Source organism: Ensifer sp. ENS06 (genome assembly GCF_014852205.1).
GTDB classification, from domain to species: domain Bacteria; phylum Pseudomonadota; class Alphaproteobacteria; order Rhizobiales; family Rhizobiaceae; genus Ensifer; species Ensifer adhaerens.
The window spans coordinates 1-2478 of sequence record NZ_JACVBC010000032.1 but is presented as its reverse complement, the minus strand read 5'-3'; the positions used below and the strand labels follow the sequence as shown (position 1 = coordinate 2478).

Annotated in this window: 2 protein-coding genes; one reads left to right on the top strand and one right to left on the bottom strand. The window is 59.2% G+C overall.

The window, feature by feature from the left end; translation table 11 throughout:
• The first annotated feature begins 83 nt into the window (after positions 1-83).
• Entirely contained in the window at positions 84-1493 is a 1410-nt protein-coding gene (locus IB279_RS36690; RefSeq protein ID WP_113506541.1) for an ISNCY family transposase, read from the top strand.
• Here the strand turns inward: IB279_RS36690 and IB279_RS36685 are convergent.
• The gene (locus tag IB279_RS36685) at positions 1480-2217 is read right to left on the bottom strand and encodes a hypothetical protein (RefSeq protein ID WP_090302584.1); all 738 of its coding nucleotides are present in this window, start codon (positions 2215-2217) and stop codon (positions 1480-1482) included. The two genes, IB279_RS36690 and IB279_RS36685, sit on opposite strands and share 14 nt — an antisense overlap.
• Positions 2218-2478: the final 261 nt, after the last annotated feature.

The following is a 2478-nucleotide window of genomic DNA, read 5'->3' as shown; positions in this document are numbered from 1 at the left end:
TGTAGCCGCAAAGTTAAAGTGTCCTGATCCTGCAAAGTTGGAATGTCACTCTCCCCGGGTTTTGATGACCTGGGAGATTGCGGATGGGATTGATTGCGATGAGCGAGCGTGACCTGCAGCGGATTGAGGTTTTGTCGAAGGTGATCGCCGGACGCATGACGTTGGTGTCGGCGGCACATGTGCTTGAGCTGAGCACCCGCCAGGTTCGCCGGTTGCTGGAGCGGATCAGCACTGGCGGTGCGGCGTCGATCCGGCACCAGGCGATCGGCCGGCCATCGAACAACCGGATCTGCGACGGCGTACGCGATTACGCCATGACGATCGTGCACGAGCGTTATGCCGACTTTGGTCCGACGCTGGCGGCCGAGAAGCTTGCGGAGCGTGATGGTCTGACGGTGTCGCGCGAGACCTTGCGCCAATGGATGTCGGAGGCCGGCTTGTGGCTGTCGCGCAAGCAGCGACGGACGTTCCATCAGCCGCGGCTGCGGCGCGAGGCCTACGGCGAGTTGGTTCAGATCGACGGTTCCGAGCATCGCTGGTTCGAAGATCGCGGCGATCCATGTTCATTGCTGGTGTTCATCGATGATGCGACCGGCAAGTTGATGCAGTTGCGGTTTGTGCGCTCGGAAAGTGCGTTCAGCTATTTCGAGGCGCTGGAACTCTATCTGAAGGCGCATGGTGCTCCCGTCGCCTTCTATTCCGACAAGCATTCGGTGTTCCGGGTTGCGAAGAAGGATGCCAAGGGCGGCCAAGGCATGACCCAGTTCGGGCGTGCACTTTGCGAGTTAAACATCGAGATTCTTTGCGCAAACTCGAGTCAAGCCAAGGGCCGGGTCGAGCGGATGAACCGGACGCTACAGGACCGGTTGATTAAGGATCTGCGTCTGGAGGGCGTCTGCGGCATGGACGACGGCAACGCTTTCCTGCCTCGGTTCATGGAGCGCTATAACCGCCAGTTTGCCATTACCCCTGCCCGATCTGATGATCTGCATCGGCCGCTGAACCTTGCCCCGGATCGGCTGCGCGACGTGCTATGCAAACGTGAGCAGCGTTATGTCGGTGCCCAGTTGACGTTTTCGTACGAGCGCCAGCGGATCATGCTGGAAGAGACCGAGGTGACGCGCGGGCTGGTCGGTCGCTATGTCGAGACCTACGCGCTTGCCGACGGCAGGCTGGATGTGCGTTGGAAGGGGCATTCCCTACCCTACCGGGTGTTCGACAAGGACCAGCGGGTGACGCATGCGGCGATCACCGAGAACAAGCGGCTCGGTGAACTCCTGACCTACATCAAAGAACGTCAGGACCAGCCGACGAAGCCGGCCGTGAAGACGAACAGCGAGAAGATTGGCTACAAACCGCGGGGCCGCAAGCCGGGCAAGCGGACGGATTTCATGAACGATCCTGCGGTCATTGCTCGGCGGCGACAGGCGCTTTCCCCGCAAAGTGCGCTGGAGCAAGGGCAACCCTACCCGGCACAGTTCAATGGAGAATAAACTCGGACTGCATGTCCGATTCCAGCTTTAAACAGGCAGCCCACAAGGGTGTCTTGTGGTAGGTTCCGTGCTGCCAAATGGTCAGTCCCTGGCGCTCTTCGTGCAGCAATCCCAGCCAGCACAGCGGGCGAATGATATCGTAGCGGAGCGCCGACCTTTCCTTCCAGGTTTCGACAGTCATTTCTGCTGGCTCCGGGTACGATTCACTCGGGTATAGCTCGTTCGCCAGTTCGTCCAACGAACAGCCTCTTTCTGCTTTCATATTGATAAGATTGAGAAAGACATGCCACCAACGCATCCGATTGTGGACAGCCTCCTGCGTCTGCCCGTGGTGGATATAAGCATAAAGGTAATCCGTCGCGATCAGATCGAAGCAGGCCTGCGGTCTCGCCAAAAAATCCTGGCCACGTTTTGTGGGCAGCAGGACGTCTTTTCTCCGGCGAAGAAGCTTTAGATGTCGGACCATATCCCGCACCACCCAGAGCGGCGGCATGTCGGCTTCATTGAGGACCTTATTCATCCTGTACAGGTCTTCGGACGTGTACCCGGGCCAATCGAAATGAACGGCGGCCCAGTGCACGAACTTGCGGTTCATCGCTCCCGACGTGGTAAGACCGATCCCTCCCTGGGTCTCGGCGTAGGAGACAGTCATGGCCATGCCGCGAAGCAGCGGCGACAGCGCGGCGACATCGACGTCACCCATCAGCCTGATTTCCGGAAGCATCGCGAGATCCTGGCCCTGCACATTCAGCTGCCTGCAACATCTACCAGGAACGCAATAATTGGAACTGAGAAAGCTAAAGCCGAAGGGGTGCCCTTCTACCGCCCCCTCCCTTCCCTTGCAACCCGGCCCAGCCGGTCCGGTCGGGGGCTTGCCTCAGCGCCAGCGGAGATGTCGAGTGTCGCATGTCTAAATGGCTGGCGACGCGCCCAAAGTGACATTTCTACTTTGCGCCAACGTGGACAGTTCAACTTGGCTGCCACA